Origin of the sequence: Paenibacillus silvae (genome assembly GCF_014639235.1) — a bacterium.
Lineage (GTDB): Bacteria > Bacillota > Bacilli > Paenibacillales > Paenibacillaceae > Paenibacillus > Paenibacillus silvae.
Map to the genome: position 1 here is coordinate 1 of NZ_BMFU01000016.1, position 18188 is coordinate 18188.

Below are 18188 nucleotides of genomic sequence, written 5' to 3' on the forward strand. Positions count from 1 at the left end.
GCGAAGAAAACAAGTATTCGGTATTAGCTACCGTTTCCGGTAGTTGTCCCAAGCTTGAGGGCAGGTTGCCTACGTGTTACTCACCCGTCCGCCGCTAAGTATCAAGGAAGCAAGCTTCCTATCCACTCCGCTCGACTTGCATGTATTAGGCATGCCGCCAGCGTTCGTCCTGAGCCAGGATCAAACTCTCCAATAAAGTATTGAAAAGAGCGATAAGCTCATTTTGAATCTGACGAGATTATAAATCTCATTGTTGTTCCAGTTTTCATACAGCCAGATGGCTTGCACCAAAAACCTTCACGTTCATTCTGCAAGCAGAATGATTACTCACTCGTTGTTCAGTTTTCAAAGATCAAACTTTTCTCCGTTACCGAAACTAGTTCGTTTCAGCAACTTTTATATCTTATCATATCCGAACCAACTTTGCAAGCTCTTTTTTTCAAGCTTCTTTGGAAGCTCTTTTGTAAGCTGCTTGCCGCACCGTGTAAACCGTGTTTTCTTGGCCGGAATTAGAATATACCATGTACAGATTTAGAATACAAGTCCTTTTTTTGAAATATTAAAAGCGATCTAAATGAAAAGAACCAATGTAATACGTTAGACTATTAACAGCATCACAACAACGTGATGGGTCATCTTGAAACTTATATCGCACAAAAGGTTGTTTTCAAACTGTGTGTCTTTATTGATTAACTGTTACTGAAGTTATCTCTTGAATATCTGTTGCGCTGCTTGCTCGGCAAGCTTAGCCCCTTCTATTTTCTCAACGTATATTCCCATATATAGATGAAACGATGTATCTGGATTGTAGCTCTTTGTTTTTTTCGCACAGGAACACTTTATAATAGAAGAAATAAAAAAGCGGAACCTCGATATCGTATCGAAGCTCCGCTTGCATTATTAATGCGATCAGTCAATCCAGTCGATCTAAGTTATGCCTCCACTTACTCTCCGCCAATAAATACGTAACGGCAAACGACGATAATAGCCAGTACCCACATTAGCCAGTGTATTTTTACTTTGCGCTCTGTAACGAGGTTGCTGAACACGGCCAGAATGACGTAGGATACGATACCTGCGGAAATCCCGTTTGCAATCCCGCCTGTAAATGGCATCAGTACAATTGTAAGAAATGCAGGGAAAGCTTGAAGAAAGTCATCCCACTCAATGCTGCGAACCTGACTCATCATAAGCACACCCACAATGATCAATGCCGGTGCTGTTGCAGCAGAGGGAACAACCAATGCGAGCGGTGCAATAAACAAAGCCAGAATGAACAGCAGACCTGTTGTTACCGAGGTCAAGCCTGTACGTCCGCCAGCTTCTACACCAGAAGCACTTTCAACATAAGCTGTAATCGTACTTGTACCCAGTGCCGCACCTGCGCTGACGCCGACTGCATCGACGAGCATGGCTTTACCAATTGTTTTCTCACCTTTGGCTTTATCCTTCATGATGCCCATACGTGTCGCCGTACCAACCATCGTACCGAACGTATCAAACAACTCAACGAATGTGAAAATGAAAATAATTTCGAACAATCCAAGGCTGATGGCGCCTTTCAGATCAAGCTGTCCAACAGCCAGATCGCTGAAGTTAGGCAGCCAGCTTGCGCTGGACAGGCCACTCAGATTCGTTACCCCCATCGGAATACCGATCAGTGTTGTAGCTACGATCCCGATCAACAAAGCACCTTTTACACGCATAACCATAAGGATCGCGATCAGAAGCAAACCAATCAAAGCCAGTAGTGCGTCATGATGTGTTATAAAGTTGCCGAGGGACAGATTAAAGCTGCTGCCTGGAATCGGCTGGCTCAAATCTGCATCAGGTGCAACATTAACAGTTACTGCCACAAGGTTGGCGAGTTTGAAGCCGATGATAGTAATAAACAGACCGATACCTACGGTTATCGCCATTTTAATGGATTGCGGAACTGCGACGAGCAGCATTTGACGAACTCGGGTTACCGTCAGAATAATGAATACGATACCGGAAAGGAATACAGCACCGAGTGCCGCCTGCCAGCTAATTGCACCATTGGAACTCAGAACCACAGTCATAAAGTATGCATTCAATCCCATACCCGGAGCGAGTGCGATCGGAACGTTTACGAACAACCCCATAATAATAGTCATTAATCCGGCACCAACGGCTGTTGCAAAGAATACTGCATTGTCGGACATACCCGCTCCAGCTGAACCCAGGAACAATGTGTTTACAAAAAGAATGTAAGCCATTGTCATAAAGGTAGTCAGACCCGCAACAATCTCCGTTCTAACATTTGTTCCGTTTTCTTTGAGTTTAAAGAAACGATCCATAATTCACTAACTCCTCCTTAGAGATGTTGAAGCTATATTGAAAAACGACAAATGACCCTGAGAAGTATTTTCCCCAGAGTTCAGCTTGACCAGAAGCAGGCACATTGCCTGTGAACCAAGAACAAAAAAAATTCTAATGTGCGCGGGTGATGTTCCACCGCAGTCATGTAGAATTCATGTGCTTAGCCTGCTCCTCTTCGTAGCCAGATCATTAGGGTGATCTCGTAGAGACTCCCGGGCCATATCCCCAGGATTATACGAATTAGTATGCGCTATTTGTTTGTTTCCCATCACCATTTTAGGAGCGGGCTTCTATTTTGTCAACGATAAAAACGAATGTTATATTCAAAACCTCCAAACAACGTTCGTATTATTTAACAAATCAAACCATTACAGCGATTTACCACCCAATAAATTTAGGAGGTTCGTGATAGGTTCTCGTTAGCGAGAATAGAAGAAAAACTGTATAAATTCACCTAATCACCTGAGAATGTAATATATGAAAAACCTTTCTATTACATTTCTCTGAAAGCGGTGTTATTATATATTATATATAATTTATAATATTTCATTTAAAATGGAGGAATACACATGAATCGTTTATCAGGGAAAGTGGCTATTATTACTGGAGCAGGTAGTGGTATGGGTGCCGAGCAAGCTCGTTTATTTGCCAAAGAAGGTGCAAAAGTAATCGGTGGCGATATGAATACGGAAGGACTTCAAAACGTTATTGCTGAAATTAAAGCTGCTGGTGGTGAGGCGATCGGTGTCAAACTGAATATTTCATCCCCCGAAGATTGGCAGTCCACAGTCAAAACAGCAGTCGAAACGTACGGTAAAGTGAATGTATTAGTAAATACCGCAGGGGTTGCCGGACCATTTATAGCAAAAGCAGCCGAACATGATCCCGATGAATGGGATAAACTTCTGGCGATTAACCTCAAGGGCGCATTCCTGGGCAGTAAGTATTCTATTCCTGAGATGCTCAAAGCTGGTGGGGGTTCTATCGTAACGATCTCTTCAATCGCAGCTGCACTTGGGGGACAAGGTGGCACTGGATACGCCGCTGCCAAAGCTGGTCTGAGTGGTTTAACCAGAAATATTGCTGTAGATTACGGTAAAGATAATGTAAGGGCGAATGTTATTTTACCAGGCCAAATCAAGACGCCAATGTCTGCTGTACTTGAAACGGAAGAAGCTAAGGAAAGCAAACAGTACTACCTTAATAAAACTCCGCTGGGTCATTTCGGTGATCCAAGTGATGTCGCATATGCTGCTTTGTTTCTCGCCTCAGATGAATCCAAATTCATCACAGGTATTGAACTTCCTGTCGATGGCGGCGTAATGGCCAACTAACATCAAATCAAAAAGAGGATATCCCATTTCAACATATGTTGGAATGGAATCTCCTCTTTTTTCGTAGTAAGCAACTGTATGTTGGTAGCATGCACCTTATTAATGACACATATCGTCAGTACCCTATACTAGAGACTTAGGGATTCTCTTGTCAGAACATCAAACGTTTTTTTGGCTAGCTCAAAGTTTGAGTTTAATAAAGCATCCACCATGTCGCCCACGTAACTATTACGTTTTCTGGTTTTTTCAATTTCTCCCCACATAATTTGAGAATATGCGTTGGTAATAAAGGTAATGTCGTAATAAAATTTTATAAAAGCTTTATTATCAGCAACTTCAAATACATAACCACATAGTCGATGCAACTTCACAATATATTCAAGCAGATTTTCTCGTTCTAATTGTTCGTTTGTTTCCTGATAATACTGCTTCAGGTTGTTGCGCTTGTTGTCATCCCATTTCGACATAGAATAATCCACAGCCAAGGCAAACAAATCAATTAAGGCATCGGTGTAATCATGCAACTCTTTCGAGGAGATTGATTTTACTCTTACTCCTTTTCTAGGAAGCTTCTCTAACACACCAGTATTGAGCAAAATGTAGAACGCTTCTCGAACAGGAATATTACTCACATTCAATTCTTTGGCGATATTGGATTCAATTAGTCGAGTTCCTTGAGGCAGCTCTCTAGTAAATATTTTTTTAAAAATAAAATTAGCGATCTGATCAGGCAACGAATCCTTGTTACCTTTAATCATTGAAGAAAAATTGAAATTTTCCATCGTCTATTTTGCTATCCCTTCCACATATAACAATGAATTCAAAAGCTTATTCTTTGCTTAATACTATAGGTAGAAAATTGGATCACGTCAAATTTCATCCAACACATTGGTGTGCACATGATCTATGGTCAGTCGTTTTTATGCGTATATAAAAAACACTGCCAGCTTTATGCAAACAATGTTTCCAGATTTAACTGTAATATGAACTTCGGATTATAGGCTGGATCTGTACCTTTAAAGTAGCTTTATATTTGAACGTATGCCTCATTATTTTCAATCAACCGTCCTCCGGATCTACATCTCGGTTGCTACACGTCCTGTAGTTGTGCCTTCTGGTCGCTGGTTCGCACAGTGCTTGTAGTTGGTTCCGGAACTATAGGTTTGGTCGGAAGCTGAATCAGATGCAATAAAAAACTCTCTTTTATCTGCAAAACAACGCAGATAAAGAGAGTTTTTTACTATCTAACTTTAAATTGATTAATGACAATAAAACTTTAACTCCCTACTCCCACTCGATCGTTGCAGGTGGTATGGAGGTTACGTCATAGACAATACGGTTTACGTTGTCTACTTCGTTAACGATACGTACAGAGATTTTCTCCAATACGTCCCAAGGGATACGTGCCCAGTCGGCAGTCATACCATCGATGGAAGTCACGGCGCGAATACCTACAGTGTAGGAGTAGGTGCGTATTATAGAGTTAATTACTATTCATTTTCCACGTTGTTCGGTATTTCAATTGTAGCGGGTGAAATGACCAATTTCAATAGCTATTTAGATGAAAATCCTCGTCATATGACGAGGCAGATGCGGCTGTATACTTACAAAATGTTCTTCATGTCAAAGAGGTTCACCAGAACGAAAATAAATCTTTTTTTACAGTCTTGGTGATGTTAAATTCATTTATTCGCTTACTTTTCTCATAAGCATTTTCAATATATTTTTCGGGTTCGGACAAAAAATCCTTTTCGTTGATTAAAGCTATATACGATCCTTCTAAACTATTTACAGTCTCACATTGTGGACATGTAAATTCCGGGTCTTTGCGGTTAAATCTATTGTTGTTGATTATTTCGTACATCAAATCTTTATCTAGGTACCTATACCGGCAACCATCCGATGTAGTTATATATTTTTCAATCCAATTAGTACTTCCATTGACCTCCTGAATTACACCTACAATTCCATTACTTCCCGAGGTACGGTCTTCTCTAGTAGTATTCTTGAGAGAATATTCAAGTTCCCAATCAATCCATTTACTCAGCTTTATATTCGGGGATATAACAACAATAGTAACAGAAGTATCAAAAATCATTTTTTTTAAATGATTTTTGATTGTATCCGTCTTTCTATCTGTCAAGTCAGGCGAAGCACTGGTTTCCCCTTGATAAAAACGAGCATCATCACCAAGTGCTTTGATAATTCGATCTCTCGTTCCCTTCGCTTCACTGTATTTGTACGAAACAAATGTCTTTCGTGCCATGTATCACACCCCCTGCTATTACTTTTTTCTTTTTTCAAGCATATTCACAATTTCAATTACAGTGTTAATCAATGCTTCGTCAGTCTGATTCACATCGCCCAGCAATTGATATTTATCTTTCAGCTCAGCATCTGGAACATACCGGTCAAAATCATTAAAAACAGTCTCCCATATTTTTTTAGCAGTAAAGTCCGTCGCACCAATGGGAATAGGTATTACGCCGTGATTCACGCTTATTTCAAACTCTTCAATCATGCCATTTGCTTCTATTACAGCACCTGTTGAACCATCGATTTTATTGCCAAACATGAAGACGGAAATCCCAACGTTTTGAATCATGTTATTTCTGTGTTTAGTCCATAATTCCTTTATAGGGATTTGACCAGTAGTATTTTGAGGAAAAGGTCTCGAAATCAGACGTTCTTCTACCCGCTGACTTCTCGTTTTATAGATTTCCTCCAGCGCACCCGAGATTACACAACTGCCGACTCCAAGACCAAAACCAGTTACAATATTGTTCCCGTTTTTGATTACCGCTTTACTGAGGTTGCTCGCGAACTCTAAGCAGCGCTGCTCTCCCCAATTTCCATAGTCAGAGGCACTACCGGAAATAAATAAATTTCTTCTCTTATATTGCTGTTCCACTTCCTTGAGTATGGCCGTTATATCCTCATATTGATTTACCAATAGCACTTTAATGCTATATCTTTTCAGATCATTCACTTTTAACTTCTGCTTTATCTCAGCATATAAAAAGTCCGACTCTTCCTTGAAATCACCTCGTTGCACTTGCTTCATAAAACAATAATGTGTGCGTTGATTCTGACCCAATAGGATTCTTATACGACTCAAAATATATTCCAAGTTGGGATCATCAAAACTAAATCCAATAAACAACATTGTTTTTGAAACGAGGTCTCCTTGAAGAGCCGTTGTAAATAACTGCCGCTTGTTGTTGTAATTTTCATAATCATCTTTAGTTAAAACGGCTTCATGAGGCAATGAAATATCCCCATGCATTTTATAAATCTTGGCATCACTATTCGGTTTTGTTACCGCTAGGTTTTCGGTCGTTATTTTCGAGTCGATTCTTTTTCCTTCAATCTTCAAGGCTTCCTCGATTAGATCATCATAGTTGGTTGTCCAATATGTATCTATAGGCAGCCTTGCTAAAATTTTATGATTTTCGGTGATTTCGGCATCCTTTGTAAATTCGTCAATTAATGCTTGATTTATTTTCCCTCTATTTCCACCGTTCTCATTAACATGGTACTGCGCTACTGCTATAAGGTCACTTTCTTTATCAATATTTAAATTAATTTCTTCAGCGATATCTCGAAGCAGTTCCTTCCAGTTCACAAATCCCGCAGGTTTAGACAATCCTGCGCCCGCAAATACAGCCGCATTAGACTCCTCAATAGCAGTTTTAAAAGTTTTCAGAAACTCCGCTATTTCTTTGCTCACCAGTTTCATCCTCCTCAAATTCAAGATTCAAACCAATTGGCTAAATGAACCCCTCGTGATTCCCCTTGTTTTATAACATACCAGTTGCCATCATATGATTGTTCAATATAGTTGTAGATTCCATAGTATTCTCGCTCGTCCCATGTTCCTTCATTTTTCACAAGCGGAAGAATTGCAATTTTATTTAGACCCTTTACACCATCGGCTAGCCCAAGCTCCCATGGTATCCAAATTGATCGAATACTCCCTGGTGTCGCCAGCAGTACAAATTTATTAGAGCGGTTGATTCTTTGTTTCAGCTTCTGGGCCGTCTCAGACGATGTTTGGCTAGGCATACTATGGTCAAGCCAGTCAACATAAGTTCTTTGGCCGAATTGCGCCAAAAAACCTACTGCCTGTTTTACTTCCTGCTCGTCATCATGACGATGGGACAAGAAAACCGTATTTGAAGTACTGAATTGGTAATTTTCATTAAGAGACTTTTGAATCGACTGAGACATATTGTTCAACTTATTGAATGTTAGGTACGACATAGAAATCCTCCTCTTTTCGACTGTTGGCTATACTTACTCAAATGATATTGTTCATTGGAAAGTCATTACAATTCTATTATCGCTAATCACCTTATCTTTGAAAAGGGCAAAAGTATTACGACATTTGATTCTCTTGGTCCATAAATAGTGCTAAAACTGACTCCATATAGATTAAGGATTAAAATAAAAGTATGTAAAAATACATTCTTTTATGGGGTGCACTTCATGCAAAGACTAAGTGTTAACGAAAGGTCAAACCATCTGTTCAATTTACTGAGCTTTGCCGTGAGTGAACATGATATTGCCCGAATCCTTCGCGCCAACGTATCCCTCATTTTCAAAGAAGTGGTCAACCAGACGAACGAGATTGCCATCCCCTATGTCGGCAAGTTTACCTTTAAGGAGTTTACGGGAAGGAAAATTAATGCGGTACACGGCGAAACGGTGAAGCAGCGGGATTTTGTGAAGACAAAATTCGAGCTTGGTAAATATATCAAACGACTGAATGTGAATCGGGATTTTTTTAACCGCATTGAAATTGATGCTGATTCTTTGAAACCCTGCATCGTGTTCAATACCAAAGCAGTCGCAATTCGTTCCGGCCAAGAGGACTTGATCGGCTGTATAGCACCGTCTACCAGAGTCGAGTTGTTCAATGAGGAGCAACTGTCAACCTTCACTACCGATATGCAACAGCTCTCTTCATCGAATCCTAAAACCTATGACGACATTAAGCCATTCATTCAAACCATACTCACTTTCGAGGAGTGGATTTAAGCAATGAAAACCAAAAACAAATCCGAACAGCAAATCAAACAGGAGCAAGCGTACCAAGCATTTATGCTGCGAGCAGCCGATTTACTGAAGGCATATCATCAGGGAGGATAACCGGAAATGACGAACGAAACAACAGTAAAAATTAAACGCCAACTGCTTACCCTGCATTACAATGTCATGAATGCAACGCAAAGTGGGGACATTTGAGCGTCCCTGCGCTCCATAAACTAATGTCGGACAAACGCCCTCTGAACGCTTTGTACAAAGCGACAAGAGAGTTTAGTGGTATGGGGTTGGCTCGATTGTGTAGTAGACAAGCGGAAAAACAAGATTTTTGCATTAACCTCCCGCGTTTGATCTTCAACCCGTTCAGCGGACTATTTAGCCGTCCAATATTCAGGATGTCCTCCTGCTCAAGCCCCTTAAATATTTTGAAGTGATCTGTGTATCGAAATGCCCCTCAGGCGACTAGGCTGTAGACATCAATTCCATTAACCCCTGTATCGAAGAGCATAATGAGAATCAGCTTGTCCCTGACATTGGAATAAGTCTCTTCTTTCAGGTCATTGATAATCCGCGACACTTTTCGTCGTTGAATGTAACAATAACGGTCTTCTCTTCCTTGAGATTCCTAATACGGCGCTTCGGATTACTTTGCTCGTCGATAAATTCTTCGTTAACAATGTACTGGAAAAATACCTTCAGGGTCGCAAGGTTGTTATTCAATGTTCGGTTGACTTCACGCCCTAAACGTTGCCGCTCCTGAATATACTTTTTGATGTGAAGCTGACTTACATCCTCCACTTCTACAATCCCTAATTCTTTCTCCATTAACCTTTCCCAACGTTATAAGCGGAACATCCACAAATCAACATACTTCTTCACACGACCCAAAATCTCTTGATTGAGCCTGAAATCCTGAAGCAATTCCTTAATTTTAGTCATAAAAAATACTCCCTTCTATTTGCTGAACAACGCAGATAAAAGAGAGTGATTTTTAGCACTCTATAGTTGCACGTCAACTGGAAATCATTATGTAGCTAACACCGAAAATCCTTATGTATCAAGGATTTCCGGCATTTGGCTACATCATTTCAATCCAATTCACTCCCACTCAATAGTTGCAGGTGGTTTGGAAGTTACGTCATAGACGATACGGTTTACGTTGTCTACTTCGTTAACGATCCGTACGGAGATTTTCTCCAGTACATCCCAAGGGATACGTGCCCAGTCGGCCGTCATGCCATCGATGGATGTTACAGCACGAATACCTACTGTGTAGGAATACGTACGTGCGTCACCCATAACACCAACACTCTTCATGTTAGGCAGGGCTGTAAAGTATTGCCAGATTTCGCGGTCAAGACCGGCTTTGGCAATTTCTTCACGCAGGATGTAGTCGGAATCACGCACGATTTTCAGCTTCTCTTCCGTTACTTCGCCAAGCACACGGATCGCAAGACCCGGACCAGGGAAAGGCTGACGGTGTACAATTTCGTCCGGCAAGCCGCATTCCGTACCTACTTTACGCACTTCGTCCTTGAACAGTGTGTTCAAAGGTTCGATTAGCTTGAAGTTCATGTCTTCTGGCAGACCGCCCACGTTGTGGTGGGATTTGATCGTCTGTGCTGTAGCTGTACCACTCTCTACGATGTCTGTATACAGCGTACCTTGCGCCAGGAATTCAAAATCATCGAACTGCTTGGACTCTTCATCAAATACGTAAATAAACTCGTTACCGATAATTTTACGTTTTTGCTCTGGATCATCCACGCCAGCTAGTTTGGACATGAAGCGTTCTTTGGCATCGATTTTGACAACCTTCATATCGAATTTGCCAACAAATGTCTCCATAACACTCTCTGCTTCGCCTTTACGCAGCAGACCATGGTCGATGAACATACATGTCAGCTGATCCCCGATTGCTTTATGCAGCAATGCCGCAACAACGGAGGAATCCACCCCGCCGCTGAGAGCACACAGCACTTTGCCGTCGCCCACTTTTTCACGAATATCTCTAATCGTATCATCAATGAATGTTTCCATCGTCCAGTTGCCTTCGCAACCGCAGATTTCAAACAGGAAGTTACGAATCATATCGTTACCGCGAACAGAGTGACGTACTTCCGGGTGGAACTGAACTGCATACAATTTGCGCTCGTCATTGCTCATTGCAGCGATTGGCGCACTTTCCGTGCCTGCATCCAGTTTGAAGCCCGGAGGCAATGTAACAACGTGGTCACCATGACTCATCCATACGGTATGTTCGCCTTCAATGCCTTTAGCCAGTACAGCACCTTCAGCAAACGCCAGATCAGCTTTACCATATTCACGCTTCTCGGAGCGCTCTACTTTACCGTCAAGCTGTTGAGCCATCAGCTGCATTCCATAACAAATGCCGAAGATTGGCAAGCCCAGGTCATAAACACCCGGATCAACGTGTGGTGCATTTTCAGCATATACGCTGGATGGGCCGCCGGAGAATACAATCCCTTTTGGTGCAAGCTCCGCAATTTTCTCCGCTGGTGTGTTATACGGCAAAAGCTCGCTGTATACGCCAAGATCCCGGATTCTTCTGGCGATTAACTGGTTGTATTGGCCTCCAAAGTCAAGGACAACCACAATTTCATTCTGCTTATTCATTACCGTGCCTCCCTCAATTAATGAAACTAATTATACGCAACGACAAAACCTACCGTCAAGGAAAGACGAAACTCCATTTTTCGGGCAAGGAACGAGCAGATGTGACATAGGACGACAACCCTTGATAATCCCCGAGCCCCGTGTATAAGCTGCAAATATGTTCAATGGACTATGCACATTTGCTCCGACTCTCATGTCCTATGATACCCTCTCACTTTGGTCCCTGACTTTCATCTCGATCTCGATATCGATATTCCCTTTGCACATCCGTCTCGATATCCATTTTACACATCCGTCCTTGCATCCCTCTTATAATCCGATAAAAGCACCGATCTCATCCGTTGGATGCGCAAAATCAAAGTGATACGTACCACCTCCAGGGTGGATGTGAAAACAAATCATGCGAAGGACTTTCGCAAAGTAACCAGGCAAGCTGCTTTTACCTCCAAGGCAGTTGTGCAAATCGCCGCTCACTTCCCTTGTCATGAAGCAACGCATCATGTGCCGGGAGATGCACCAGTTTGACGAACATGCACTGATTGCTATCATGTGCGGGAAATGCACCCGTTTGACGAAATAAACTGAGTGCTTCTTCCCGCAAGCGTTGTAACGAGCTTCAGTTCTAAGCCACATGAAATGGAGGGATATTCCGTGTTTTACCCCCGCGCTTTACCTCTATACTGCGCTCACGTATAACACGCTAACGATCCCAAACAACCTTATTTCTACCTTTTGACGGGGTTTGAAAATCTAACGAATCGTAGAAACGCTATTGGAACGAAAACTCACCATTTTGGGCTAAAAACACGGCATTTCAAGTAAATAAGGTTTCTGGGAATCGTTACGTCTGCAGCATGTCCAAAAAGAGTTAAATAGCGTCACTAGGAATCGTTAACCGTAATAAGGCCCAAACTCTTGAACCTTTCCTGCACAAGCTCTACCCACTCGTTAAAATTCAACATATGTTCCAACTTTCTGTGCCACCCTCCACCTGCAGGCTGTAAAAGTATGAGGCAGGCCCCTTCTCTTTCAGACATGTTAGAACGGTGTAGTTTGGGTTTGGGTTTGGGTTTGGGTTTGGGTTTGGGTTTGGGTTTGGGTTTGGGTTCTGGTTCTGGTTCTGGTTCTGGTTCTGGTTCTGGGTTGGGGTTGGGGTTGGGGTTGGGGCAGCCTGTCTCGGTGAGATGTTGTAAAAGCCGCGGAGGCTGGAGACATTGGAAAGATTCAACTAACAAGCGCATTCCTTGTTTGTCGTTGATCGTATTATGGCGGGAGGTTGAGACTATACGGTATTTCATGCTTATATGTTGAAAAGGGTCCCGCTCACCCTTTGGGCAAGCGGGACCCGTTGCTCTGCCAGCGCTGTTTTGCACGCTGGCAACAGGTTATTATGAGACGCTGGCGCAGGGATTAGCGCTGGCGTCCGGGGATGCGCCGGGTCAGGCGAAGCGCCCGGCGCAGGAAGTCGAGACTGTCCGCGCGCAGCGGACGGTCAGGGCCATACAGCAGCCGCTCCCAGTCGGCTGCAAAGCGCGCGATGTCCGCGCCGTCCGTGCCCGCGGCCACGGCGGGTGACGCTGCGTATTCCCGCAGCGTCATGCCCGGCGGCCGCGGGCCGTACCGGCGCGCAAGCGCGTGCCAGACCGGAGCGGCAGCCTGCAGCAGCCGCTCGCGGTCCGGGAAGCTGCTGCGCGGCCATGCCAGCAGCAGCCTGAGCCGCAGCGCAGGGCGAAGCCGCCTCGCGCTGGCCCATGCAGCGGCGCACAGCATCGCCGCTGCGGCTATTGCCGCGGCAGGCCATGGCGCCGCGGCCAATCCCCGTGCGCGCGCAGCCAGCCACGCGCCCGCACGGTCCATTCCGCTGCCTGCACCCGGCAGCGGGGACCCATCGCCGGGCTGCAGCCCGGCGGAAGCCGTAGCGCTGGCATCACCCGCCTGCGCTGCATCAAACCCCGGCGTAGCCTCAAAAGGCATCCAGCCCACGCCGGGAAAATACACCTCCACCCAGGAATGGGCATCAGCCTGGGTGACAATGACACGCCCGGGGACCTGCGGGTCCGCTTGTCCGGGGGCGTAACCCTTCACCCAGCGTGCCGGAATGCCTTCAGCACGCAGCAGCACAACCATGGCGGTAGAGAAATGGTTACAATATCCCGCCCGGGTTACAAACAGAAAATCATCAACAAAATCCCTGCCTCGCGGCGGCATCCGGGTATCCAGCGAGTAACGGGCATGCGCTTGCAAATAGCTGCGTACAGCTTGTACAGCGTCGTACCGCGTTTCACTCGTACCCATAATCTCGGCAGCCAGGTCCTTAACACGCTGCGGAAGCGTATCCGGCAGCTGCAAATCCTTTCTGCGGATGGAAGCCGGATCGACTAAATTCCCTTTGTTCCCGCCACTACCCTCCTGCACGCCTAGGCCGCCATCCTTCTTATCCGAGCCGGTGCTGCCTGTATCAGCGAGTACAATATCCATCTTCGCGTTCAAACCTGCATGCTGCTGTTCTTCCCCGCCATCGCCCCATTTCTCTGAACCCGCACGTTTTGTCTCATCATTCCTACTTTGCTTCTTATCCAAGCCCATGCTTCTTGTCGCAGCGAGCGTAATATCCACATTCTCGTTCAAACCAGCATACTGACGTTCTACCCAACTCTCGCTCCACTTCTCTGTACCAGCACGTTTGGCCCCATCATAATCAATACTTTCCTCCTGAACCATACTCGCAGTTTGCTGTTCTTTAGCACCATTACCACTTAGGCCAACGTACTTTTCATCCCCACTAACGTAAATCCCGTCCACGCTAGTGCTCTTTGTCCTGTCTGAACCCGCATTTTTCATTCTGTCCATACCCGCGCTCTGCCGAAGCACGTCTGGAGTTACATCCGGCACCATCACATCGACGGTGTAGTGCTGTACACGGGTCTGCCGATCCCCACCACCCGCAAGCCACAAGGTACCTGTATCTTCACTCGACAGCAGTCGTTTCTCATTCTTGCCGTTAAGCGCGTTGCCATCTTGAAAAGACAAGCTTACCGGCAGACCTCCCGCAAACAGCGGATTAGGTGCTCGCCATTCCCTCTCCATCGTGATGATCTGACGAACCCTCTTCCAGTGCGGGTGCTCCTCCCATCCATCCGATCGCAGCATTCCCGAGGAGTCTGCATAATGGAATCGCTGCTCCACATCACTCCATGCACTTCCGTTGTAATACGAGCGGGTTTCCCCGCGCCAATACGTAGATACAGGGGTGCTTGCGGTAAACACCGGCTCATTCCCCTGTACCAGCGGAGCCCCCATTGGTGCATCGACCGTGCTGTAGCCCGTCATACTCAAGGAGGCAGGGATACTTCCCGAAGGTGTATATCCTGCCCATTTAGCCAAACGTTCGACCGTGTCCATGACAGAAATATGCCTCGCAGGCGACACAACATTCATACGTGCCGGAAGCATGGATATGAGGACCAGACAGGCAGTAGCTCCTAATGACACAGCAATCCAAGCCATACGTACCCTTCTTCGCATTGGACGGGAATTGTTCTTTTCACTTCTCGCCATCTTCCGATGTGTTCGATGAACAGCCCCATGTATATCCTGCGATTCCCTTACTGCTGCATCTCGCACCGCCGCTTCATGACCTGTCCCTTCAGAAAGCCGCAGCAGATACAGCAGACCTTGAATGGACAAGAGCCAGCATACAGAGCGCAACACCGAGCCATATGCCTCATATCCGACCAGACTTTCCAGTAGAATCAGATAAACTAATGTGCCTGTACCAAACAACGAAATGCTGCGGCGCAGCAATACAAGGTACTGCACCGAAGCAAGCAGCATACTCCAGCCGCACAGCATAAACAAACCTCTCGTCTCACGGCTCATGACACGAAAACGGCCTTTGTCGATCCATTCGCCAAGATCGGCATTAAGCATGCCAGGGTAGGCTGTGCCCCACTCGAACGGATGACTGGCTCCATACATCAGACACAACGCAGCATAGATGAGCGGAAGGCGAATAAGAATACTGGCAACCCAGCCGGTTCTGTACAGGCCAACCGACAGCAAAACTGCCGAATAACCCGCCATTACCGCAGCGAATCGCTCACTGCCAATCTGACCGGAAGAAGTAACAGGATAGATCCATTCCATGCATAAAAGGAACAGCCCCGCTGTAATCAGCCACAGATACAGAGCAGGTGCAGTTCCCTGGGCGGAGGAAGATAATGGCGATATCCCCTCCATACGGTGGCCCTTGATCGTCTGCCCGGTAAAAGATACTGAGTCAGCTTCGTTCCTCTTGTTACGCTCCCACATCAACGATCCCCGCCTTCCCGCCGAGCAAAGTGCTGTTTGTCGCGATGGCTTCCTGACAGATCACACGTACACCCTTGGCTGCGAGACGGTCAGTCCATACTTGCAGCTGCTGCGCCCTTGCGGACGAACCAGAAGCAGCCGAAGATGTATAGCCTGCGTTTATACCCGCTTCTGTTCGGAGTCGCTCTATCGTTTCCCCTTGTTCTGTCGGCCGTTTCCCTTCAAGCCGATCTGTTCGCAAGGAAAACGCCAATCTCCCCTCGGCATGTTCTGAAGCTCCATAAGTGACGACAGGATGCTGCACTGCTTGACTTCCCGTTAGATGTACACTGACCTGAAAGCCAAGCGTAGCAGCGTGTTCAAGCCAGCCAACCAGCCTTTCATCCAGCTGTCCAGTGAAAATAACGATGCTTGAACCGTACGAAAGCTGCTCCAGCCTGCTAACATCCAGCATAGATGAAGCCTCCGGCTGCTCTTTGCACAATCGGGCATACGCCAGTCGCCGTAATGCGTCGGCCATACCTTCATCAGCGCCACCATACCCTCGTCGCACGTCACCCGCAGCAGAGCTATGATTCGTACTGCCTTGTTTCCTTGACAGCTCTCCCCGCTCCACAGTTCTGTTTGCTCTGCTGCTCAGCTCATCTCCACTTAACCAGAGTTGGCAAGGCATCTGCGCATCGTCCGCCTCTTTGAGCCAGCTGGCAGCGCCACGCACTGCCTGTTCAAATGCTTCATGCGCCTGACCCTCCGACTCGTTGTCTTCGTAACCCGAGCTTTCCTCGTAAACGATAATGGCCAGCGAGGTGCGCTGTGAAATTTCGGGAATCAGCGTGTGCAGTCTTCCGGTCCGGGCGGTGCTCTTCCAATGGATCCGGTTAAATGCATCTCCCTGCTGATATTCCCGAATTTCTAGTCCAGGCGGTCCCAGCAGCTGTGAATGCACCACCCTACCTTCTCCATGGCTCCCCCAACTCTCAGGCCAGATCGATACCTCGCTATATCCGCCATCTGGTACGACTACAAGCGGCTCTTCACCTTCCAGAAGGGCACAGGCCTTGCTCCATCCAAAAACGTCGCCCCAATATATTCGTCCTTCCTCCCACACATGCACGCCACGAGCAAGCCCCGTGATCTCGTATTGATAAGACCATTGTCTCTTCATGCCGGGAAAAAGCAGCTTGCGATGCACCCCTGCGGGTGTATTGTCGCAAACGACCAGCCATAGCAGCGGAAGGGCACAGCGGAATTCCAGATGCACCTGAACCCGCAAGCTCTCACCTGCCACAATATGCCCCGGACGTCTATGCCGTTGTATATGAACTTGACGAGGACCGAAGAGCTGCAGAACAATTCCGTATATTACAACCAGAACCGATATGGCAGCCAGGAATAAAGTGGATTTTCCTCCGTGCCACAGATACACGCCGATTAGAAGAATCGCTATCAGCACTTGAGCTGCGCTTCCGCGAATGCCACTCATGCCCTGCGTCCCCTTCCTTGTCCGCCCATCTGTACAGGCACCGGCACGGAAGATAATACTTCACGGATGACCTGCTCCTGTACCTCACTGCTGTCGGCTCTGTTTACCAATTTCAGCTGGATCCGATGAGATAGCACTGGCACGGCGAGGGATTGCACATCATCCGGTACAACGTAGCTGCGTCCCTGCGCATAGGCATATGCCTGCGCTGCTGTCATCCATGCCAGCGTTCCCCTTGGACTGATACCCAGCCGTACCGCATCATGTGCTCTCGTAGCTACAGCTACACCTACAAGATATTGCTTGATCACTGTATCCACGTGCACCTGCCTGACTTCACGCTGCATCGCCACAACTTCCTCGGCCAGCATTATCGGATGCATATTCTCCAGCATCTCCTGGCTCCGCACTCGAGACAGCAGCTCTACTTCCTGCTCAGGCTCAGGATATCCCAGCGTGATCCGCATCATAAACCGGTCCAGCTGCGCTTCAGGCAGACGATATGTGCCTTCGAATTGAAGCGGGTTCTGCGTTGCCAGCAGCAGAAACGGTCTGGGCAATGTATGGGTCGTACCATCCACAGTCACGCTGCGCTCCTCCATCGCTTCCAATAAAGAAGACTGCGTCCGCGGGGAAGCACGGTTAATCTCATCTGCGAGCACAATATTGTTCATCAGCGGCCCGGGTCTGAATCTGAACTCTCCTGCCTGTACATGATATATGGATACTCCCGTTACATCGGCTGGCATCACATCTGGCGTGCACTGGATACGCCCCATAGCACAATTTAACGAAGAAGCCACCGTACGGATCAGCATCGTTTTGCCAGTGCCCGGCACATCCTCAAGCAGCACATGACCTTCACTAAGCATAGCGGCGATAATATATTGAATTTCCTGTTTCTTGCCGATGATGACATCGGCAATTCGATTGCCAAGCCTGTTCAACAGTTCAACAGCATATTCATGCTCTATTCGAATCTTGCTCATTGGACTGAACTCTCCTTCCCTGCTACTGAATCCTGATTATCTTAA

The 18188-nt window shown here is 46.2% G+C and carries 13 protein-coding genes, 1 rRNA gene, 1 pseudogene and 1 riboswitch; of the genes and pseudogenes, 2 read left to right on the forward strand and 13 right to left on the reverse strand.

Annotation, left to right across the window (positions count from 1 at the left end):
- Both IEW26_RS26975 and IEW26_RS26980 read right to left on the reverse strand, forming a co-directional pair.
- Positions 1 to 196 (reverse strand): 16S ribosomal RNA (locus tag IEW26_RS26975); the annotation flags it as partial.
- A gap of 748 nt (positions 197 to 944) precedes the next feature.
- Positions 945 to 2321 carry an NCS2 family permease gene (locus tag IEW26_RS26980; RefSeq protein WP_145406286.1) on the reverse strand — a complete coding sequence of 459 codons (1377 nt, stop codon included), beginning with the start codon at positions 2319 to 2321 and terminating at the stop codon, positions 945 to 947.
- Between the two features lie 180 nt (positions 2322 to 2501).
- A riboswitch (purine riboswitch) is annotated at positions 2502 to 2602 on the reverse strand.
- Positions 2603 to 2912: 310 nt separating this feature from the next.
- Here IEW26_RS26980 and IEW26_RS26985 point away from each other — a divergent pair.
- The gene (locus IEW26_RS26985; RefSeq protein WP_188594642.1) at positions 2913 to 3677 is read left to right on the forward strand and encodes an SDR family NAD(P)-dependent oxidoreductase; all 765 of its coding nucleotides are present in this window, start codon (positions 2913 to 2915) and stop codon (positions 3675 to 3677) included.
- Between the two features lie 128 nt (positions 3678 to 3805).
- Here the strand turns inward: IEW26_RS26985 and IEW26_RS26990 are convergent, their stop codons facing one another.
- The 5 genes and pseudogenes from IEW26_RS26990 to IEW26_RS27010 form a co-directional block, all read right to left on the reverse strand.
- A complete protein-coding gene (locus IEW26_RS26990) occupies positions 3806 to 4459 on the reverse strand; it encodes a GntR family transcriptional regulator (RefSeq protein ID WP_188594643.1) in 654 nt (217 codons plus the stop codon).
- 502 nt (positions 4460 to 4961) lie between these two features.
- A pseudogene (locus tag IEW26_RS26995) lies at positions 4962 to 5150 on the reverse strand (GMP synthase (glutamine-hydrolyzing)); the annotation flags it as partial.
- A gap of 160 nt (positions 5151 to 5310) precedes the next feature.
- Positions 5311 to 5943, reverse strand: a complete 633-nt coding sequence (locus tag IEW26_RS27000; RefSeq protein ID WP_188594644.1) for a TIR domain-containing protein — start codon at positions 5941 to 5943, stop codon at positions 5311 to 5313.
- Positions 5944 to 5961: 18 nt separating this feature from the next.
- The gene (locus IEW26_RS27005; protein WP_188594645.1) at positions 5962 to 7416 is read right to left on the reverse strand and encodes an SIR2 family protein; all 1455 of its coding nucleotides are present in this window, start codon (positions 7414 to 7416) and stop codon (positions 5962 to 5964) included.
- 11 nt (positions 7417 to 7427) lie between these two features.
- The gene (locus tag IEW26_RS27010; RefSeq protein ID WP_153784307.1) at positions 7428 to 7940 is read right to left on the reverse strand and encodes a toll/interleukin-1 receptor domain-containing protein; all 513 of its coding nucleotides are present in this window, start codon (positions 7938 to 7940) and stop codon (positions 7428 to 7430) included.
- A gap of 225 nt (positions 7941 to 8165) precedes the next feature.
- On the opposite strand from IEW26_RS27010, the gene IEW26_RS27015 reads away from it, so the two are divergent.
- Entirely contained in the window at positions 8166 to 8717 is a 552-nt protein-coding gene (locus IEW26_RS27015) for a hypothetical protein (RefSeq protein WP_188594646.1), read from the forward strand.
- 558 nt (positions 8718 to 9275) lie between these two features.
- Here the strand turns inward: IEW26_RS27015 and IEW26_RS30490 are convergent.
- The 6 genes from IEW26_RS30490 to IEW26_RS27050 form a co-directional block, all read right to left on the reverse strand.
- Entirely contained in the window at positions 9276 to 9548 is a 273-nt protein-coding gene (locus IEW26_RS30490) for a site-specific integrase (protein WP_229730067.1), read from the reverse strand.
- A gap of 273 nt (positions 9549 to 9821) precedes the next feature.
- Entirely contained in the window at positions 9822 to 11360 is a 1539-nt protein-coding gene (gene guaA / locus IEW26_RS27025) for a glutamine-hydrolyzing GMP synthase (protein ID WP_111272866.1), read from the reverse strand.
- Between the two features lie 309 nt (positions 11361 to 11669).
- Complete coding sequence (locus tag IEW26_RS30495) at positions 11670 to 11846, reverse strand: hypothetical protein (protein WP_229730068.1); 177 nt, start codon at positions 11844 to 11846, stop codon at positions 11670 to 11672.
- A gap of 924 nt (positions 11847 to 12770) precedes the next feature.
- Complete coding sequence (locus IEW26_RS27040) at positions 12771 to 15671, reverse strand: DUF4129 domain-containing transglutaminase family protein (protein WP_188594649.1); 2901 nt, start codon at positions 15669 to 15671, stop codon at positions 12771 to 12773.
- Positions 15658 to 17154: a DUF58 domain-containing protein gene (locus tag IEW26_RS27045; RefSeq protein ID WP_188594650.1), complete on the reverse strand. Its 1497-nt coding sequence runs from the start codon at positions 17152 to 17154 to the stop codon at positions 15658 to 15660. The genes IEW26_RS27040 and IEW26_RS27045 overlap by 14 nt, the downstream gene beginning before the upstream one ends.
- Positions 17151 to 18143, reverse strand: coding sequence for an AAA family ATPase (locus IEW26_RS27050; RefSeq protein ID WP_188594651.1), 993 nt, complete (start codon positions 18141 to 18143; stop codon positions 17151 to 17153). The genes IEW26_RS27045 and IEW26_RS27050 overlap by 4 nt, the downstream gene beginning before the upstream one ends.
- Positions 18144 to 18188: the final 45 nt, after the last annotated feature.